Consider the following 6,186-nt stretch of genomic DNA (forward strand, 5'->3'; position numbering starts at 1 on the left):
ATATTACTCCATAGCAATATTAAGTCTTATACTGCCATAAGCTGTAGATCCATCTATTGATATGGATGGCATATTTTTTATAGATATTAAAGATCCGCATTCGGTAAATATAACAGGGGGTGCCGCAAAAATCTTTAAAAGGCACTTTTCCTCTAGCAATCCTATGGCTTCATCTGCTATAATACTGCTCAGTTTTGATATAGTAGCAAATACCTTGTACTGATGTATATTGTCATAACTTTCTCCCGTTATATTATTTGCCACATTTATCGCCAAACGGGGCTCCATGTCAATGGCAAACCTTCCACTCACACTACCTGAAAAGTCAATTATGTATGTCAACCCAAATGATCGTAATTCTCCCTTTTGCTCGTATACCTCATCCTCAAACGCCACTTCCACTCCCGTCATATTGAATATTACATTAGCTGTACTGTCTATAAATGGCCAGTATAATACCTTGTCCACGACGACAATACCCCCTTTGTTTTCATCCCTTATCCCGTTATAAGGCTTTCCATTCTATGACCCATTAACTCAATATCTACTACCTCATCTGACAAACCGGCGTTATGCACACTCTTTGGCATGCCATATACTACACAACTATCTGGACTTTGGGTTATACAATAGCACTTGCAATTATCCTTAAGCTTTTTTACTCCCACCTTTCCATCACTCCCCATACCTGTCAGGACAGCTGCCAATATCCTCTTATTAGCATATGATTGTGCTACCGAATCAAACAGTACATCAGCAGCTGGTTTAACTCCATTTACACTTTTCGCATCTATAAGCCTTATTACCTTTTTTTTCCTCTCCTCCACTACTATCATATGCAGACCGCCCTTGGCGATTATTATCCCTTTTTCTCCTATTATGTCTCCATCTTTTGCTTCCCTTACCTCAAGGGCACATTTTTTATTTAGGGAGTCAGCTAGCATCTGAGTAAAATTGGCTGGCATATGCTGTACAATTAAAATAGGAACATCAAAATCTTTTGATAAATTCGATAATACCTTATCTAGCGCAGAAGGACCCCCAGTAGATGATGCAATTAATACTAAGTCAAAATTCCCCATTTATGTCACCTTTGCTAATTTTTATTGGAATATATAGGATAAACTATACCATATACTCCGGAATTTCAATAATTGACATATTGACCAAAATTAAAACACAATCTTTGACCAATATTAACTTTTCTTGCCTAATACTATCTACATTTTATTATAGATCAAATTCCCTATATTGACAAAGGTTAAATATTATTATATTATAGTTATTGTAAATATATGTAATATATTCTAACCATTTTTATCTCTTTCTGAGGAGTGATATGTATGTTAGACATACTGCAAACGAGGCGCAGTATAAGAAAATTTAAAAATCAATCTGTGGAGGAGAACAAGATAGATAGGATAATAAAATCGGCTCTATTGTCTCCTTCATCGATGAACACACGTCCATGGGAATTTGTAATAGTGGATGATAGCCATATAATATCTGAGCTATCAAAATGTAAACCCAGTGGCGCTGATTTTTTGTCAGGTGCACCCCTTGCAATAGTGGTATTGGGAGATGAGAACAAGAGCAATGCATGGATAGAAGATACCTCTATAGCATCCATTATAATGCAGTTGGAAGCCCATGCTTTAGGACTAGGTTCCTGCTGGATACAGATAAGAGGCCGCAAACATGAAGATGGCTATTTTGCTGAAGATTACATACAGAGGCTTTTGTCCATACCTAAGCATTTGCGTGTAGAATCCATATTGGCCATAGGATATCCCGACAAGGAAAAATCACCCCATGCCAATGATGAAATGCTATTTGATAGGGTGCATAGAAATAGTTATAAAATTTAATCTAATATTCACCTTCCTTCAATTTGTGCAATATGATGATATTAATAGACAGTTTGAAGGGAGGATTTTTTTATGTTATCTAACAATGATTTTATCGAAATGTCACTTATGACACATCTTTTTTTTATGAGAATCATGAAGGAGCACACTATATTTTTAGAAGCATCACTTACGCCTAAGGATGTAGACTTAGCCATACAGGCAGACAATGCAAAAGAGCAGTTTACCGATCTACTTATGGAGGCTACTGCACTATCAAAGGGGGTTATTCAACCTAAGGGCGACTATACCTGTGGTATAGTAACAAACTATACGGTAAATGCTGAAATGGCTACACAATTTTTAACCAGCATACCCATAGATACAAATTTAACGACAGCTGAACTTTCCCTAAGGGATATACCCCCTATTAAAAAGCCCTATCCTCATTACCTAATATGCAGGGTTTACGAACTTAATCAAAAAGCCATACAGGCTACACAATCAATTATTGATTTTAAAGCTCAACTTGAGAGAAATGTTTTAGAATGTAGAGTATTTACCCACCTATACCCAACCCTCTTACATCATGTATTCGAAGAGGCTAAATTTTACTTAAATCTACTTATAATGCTGCATAACAGACTGGACAAGGAATGTATCTATAACATAGTTTATCAGGAGATATTCTGGAATCATATAATGGGTGAACATGCGGAATTTATAAGGGGATTTTTAGACCCTGAGGAAAAGGAACTTTTCCATACTGCAGATGAATTTGCCGAACGATTTGAAAAACTGGTTGAACTGGCAGAAAAGGCGGCAAATGATCCAGAGCTTATCCCCTCCGTTACCAAGGAGAGCCTTGAAAATACCGTAGAACTTAGGGATTTTAAAAAGGACAGCACCGAAGGCATACTCAGTTGCAAGATAAAATCGATAATAATCCCGCTGCTCTCAGATCATGTGCTTAGGGAGGCAAACTATTATATACACATTTTATCTATGCATGATCAATAAAACATTAATTCAAACTATTCTAAATTATAGTACTTTAAAAAACGTTTGCAAGTATGCTTAAGTGGTATTATAATATGAGGTAGAAAATAAATATTACCAAGCTCTAATGCCAAGGATAATATCTAAGGCAGAGGAATATTTGGATTGGGTCGTAAACCATGCCCTTTTTCAAGGATATTCTTCTGTAACCTTGAAAAAGGGCTTTTTTAATGTAAGAAACGAGGTGAATTACACATGAATAGCACCATAAGAGCTGATAGGCTACATATAGGTATCTTTGGAAAGCGAAATGCCGGTAAATCCAGCCTTATAAATGCCATAACAGGACAGGATACCGCATTAGTCTCTAAAATCGCTGGTACCACCACCGATCCCGTCTATAAATCCATGGAAATACCGCCAATCGGCCCCATTGTAATAATAGACACCCCAGGCATAGACGATACTGGGGATTTAGGCAGCATGAGGGTTAAAAAAACAAAAGAAATACTTAGAAAAGTAGATATAGCCATAATAGTGGTATCACATGATGCGCCATGGGATAAAAATGAATATGATCTATCCTCTGCCCTATCAAAGGCAAATATCCCATATATTATTGCAATAAACAAATGGGATGAAAATAAAGAGTATAAAATTCCAGAACATATCCCCAAAGTCCCAATCATATACACTTCAGCTAAGGATAACTACGGTATACAAAAACTTATATCAGAGATATGCAAATTGAAATCACCCGATGATAATATGATGCACCTAGTAGATGGACTGATAGATACTGGGGATACTGCCATTTTAGTAGTGCCAATAGATAATGCTGCTCCAAAAGGAAGGCTTATACTCCCCCAGCAGCAGGTGATAAGGGATATATTGGATCATAACGCCTATGCAATTATTACCAAGCCAGACGGGCTAAAAGATATACTCCAATCACTCAAAGCATCTCCTAATGTGGTTATAACCGATTCTCAAGCCTTTAGTTATGTAGATAAGATAGTACCTTCTAGTATCTTCCTTACTTCCTTTTCTATCTTATTTGCTAGATATAAAGGAGATCTAAGGCTGTTTTATGAAGGCATAAAATCAATAGACAACTTAAAAGATGGGGATTGTATATTAATATCTGAAGGCTGCACACATCATAGACAGGATGACGATATAGGCAAGGTAAAGATTCCAAATATGCTGCTTGAAAAAACAGGTAAAAAACTTAAGTTTAAACATACATCAGGTGGTTTTTTTGAAGAGGATATCTCGTCATATGCCCTTATTGTTCACTGTGGTGCCTGCATGCTAAATAAAAAAGAAATGGAATATAGGCAATCCCTGGCAAGTAGAGAAGATATCCCTATGGTAAACTATGGAATGGTGCTGGCATACGGCACAGGTATCCTTAAGAGGGCTCTAAAACCCTTTGAAGATGAGATTTTATAATATGAGAGGAGCATAAAATATGAACTTTTTAGAAAAATACAAAAAAGACTTCGAAGAATATGACAACATGGAAAAGGATTTTATAGACGACGACCTAATATGGAGTCAGCTAAATAAATGGGAAAATCCAAAGCCATCTGATGTACGTCAAGTGCTTAAAAAGGCAGAGGAAAAAATAAGGCTAGATCCTGAAGAGATGGCCATACTAATTCAAAACAAGGATGAGGAAACCATTCAGGAGATGTATGATTTAGCACATAAACTAAAGCGGGAGGTATATGGAGAGCGTATAGTGTTTTTCGCCCCCCTCTATATAAGCAATAAATGTGCAAATAACTGCCTTTACTGCGGTTTTAGAACGTCCAATAATCATATAACCAGAAAGACGCTATCCATGGATGAAATATCAGATGAAGTGAATATAATGATCAATGAAGGGCAAAAACGTACCGTTTTAGTATATGGTGAATCCCCTGAAACCGATGTAGATTTCATATGTGACAGTGTAAAGCAGGTATATAATACTAAGAATAAAAATGGTGAGATAAGACGAGCCAATATAAACTGTGCACCATTATCACGGGAAGAACTTAAAAAGCTTAAAAAAGTAGGTATAGGTACCTTCCAGGTATTTCAGGAAACCTACCATCATGAAACATACAGAAAAGTACATCCCAAAAATACTATAAAGGGAAATTATAGATGGAGACTCTATGCTCAGGACAGGGCACAGGATGCCGGAATTGACGATGTAGCAATAGGCGCCCTGTTTGGACTATATGACTGGAGATTTGAAGCTATGGCACTTCTTTACCATACCATCCATCTAGAGGAGAAATATAATGGTGTAGGACCCCATACTATCTCATTCCCTAGAATAGAACCAGCAATTGATACGCCCTTTGCCGACAGCTTGAAATATGCCGTAAGCGATGGGGATTTTAAAAAATTAATAGCCATATTACGATTATCCGTACCATATACAGGTATGATACTCACTGCAAGGGAAAAACCGGAGGTAAGGCGGGAGGTTATACCCCTTGGCATATCTCAAATAGATGCAGGTTCACGTATAGGTGTAGGTGGCTATAGAGAATCTATGGGCAACAAGCTCCCTGATAAGGAACAGTTTCAACTTGGTGATACCCGGGCATTGGATGATGTGGTGAGGGAAACTTGTGAGGCGGGGGATATTCCTTCATTCTGTACTGCCTGCTATCGAGCCGGTAGAACTGGAGAAAACTTTATGGGGTATGCAAAGTCCAAGTTTGTGCATAATTTCTGTATGCCAAATGCCATATTCACCCTCAAAGAGTACCTACTGGACTATGCAACCGAAGAAACCAAAGCTATAGGAGAAAAAGCTATAGAAAACTATATAAATAAAATAGAAGATCAAAAGCAAGTCCAGTTTATAAGGGAAGGACTAAAAAAATTAGAAAATGGTAAACGGGATATAAGAATATAATTTATATCACCCCTATTTCATTAATCCACCCAATATAAGTAGCAATATAAAAGCTACTCCAAAAAATATCAACGGAATGAGTACTTCTTTCTTTTTCATTATTTTGACACTCCCTTCCAAAAATAAAAGGGGTGGGAAACTCAAACATAAACTGAGCTTCCCACCCCAGAAACTTTATATCTCTTGAAAACAGCTATCACACTGTTCAACCGTGATAAGAACCAATATTTTATTTTCTATGTTAATTATAGCATAAATTGACGCTATAAATCAATAATACTTTTTTGTCAGATAGCGTCAATTTACTGTAGGGAAAAGAAGAATAGATAACATCCTGGGATATTTTTACTTAAAGTTACAGTTCCCATATATTCAGATGACTGTTTGGTATTATAGTTTTATCTACACCATTAACAC

General features: G+C 36.8%; 6 protein-coding genes and 1 other annotated feature. Of the genes, 4 read left to right on the plus strand and 2 right to left on the minus strand.

The features are described 5' to 3' along the window. Nucleotides 1-3: 3 nt before the first annotated feature. Together EJN67_RS05740 and EJN67_RS05745 are read right to left on the minus strand one after the other, a co-directional pair. Nucleotides 4-468, minus strand: coding sequence for a chemotaxis protein CheX (locus EJN67_RS05740; RefSeq protein WP_129723385.1), 465 nt, complete (start codon nt 466-468; stop codon nt 4-6). A gap of 29 nt (nt 469-497) precedes the next feature. Then, nucleotides 498-1,082 carry a CheB methylesterase domain-containing protein gene (locus EJN67_RS05745; protein ID WP_129723386.1) on the minus strand — a complete coding sequence of 195 codons (585 nt, stop codon included), beginning with the start codon at nt 1,080-1,082 and terminating at the stop codon, nt 498-500. A gap of 261 nt (nt 1,083-1,343) precedes the next feature. On the opposite strand from EJN67_RS05745, the gene EJN67_RS05750 reads away from it, so the two are divergent. The 4 genes from EJN67_RS05750 (at nt 1,344) to hydG (ending at nt 5,769) form a co-directional block, all read left to right on the plus strand. Beyond that, nucleotides 1,344-1,868: a nitroreductase family protein gene (locus EJN67_RS05750; protein ID WP_129723387.1), complete on the plus strand. Its 525-nt coding sequence runs from the start codon at nt 1,344-1,346 to the stop codon at nt 1,866-1,868. Nucleotides 1,869-1,940: 72 nt separating this feature from the next. Beyond that, nucleotides 1,941-2,867: a DUF2935 domain-containing protein gene (locus EJN67_RS05755; protein WP_129723388.1), complete on the plus strand. Its 927-nt coding sequence runs from the start codon at nt 1,941-1,943 to the stop codon at nt 2,865-2,867. Between the two features lie 234 nt (nt 2,868-3,101). Further along, complete coding sequence (gene hydF / locus EJN67_RS05760; protein ID WP_129723389.1) at nt 3,102-4,301, plus strand: [FeFe] hydrogenase H-cluster maturation GTPase HydF; 1,200 nt, start codon at nt 3,102-3,104, stop codon at nt 4,299-4,301. A gap of 19 nt (nt 4,302-4,320) precedes the next feature. After that, nucleotides 4,321-5,769, plus strand: a complete 1,449-nt coding sequence (gene hydG, locus EJN67_RS05765) for a [FeFe] hydrogenase H-cluster radical SAM maturase HydG (protein ID WP_129723390.1) — start codon at nt 4,321-4,323, stop codon at nt 5,767-5,769. Between the two features lie 154 nt (nt 5,770-5,923). Continuing rightward, nucleotides 5,924-5,980, minus strand: a sequence feature (sodium ion sensor (DUF1646 type); this cis-regulatory element may regulate processes involved in with the transportation of sodium ions). Nucleotides 5,981-6,186 lie beyond the last annotated feature (206 nt).

The sequence above is a fragment of the Xylanivirga thermophila genome, from assembly GCF_004138105.1.
GTDB lineage: Bacteria > Bacillota > Clostridia > Caldicoprobacterales > Xylanivirgaceae > Xylanivirga > Xylanivirga thermophila.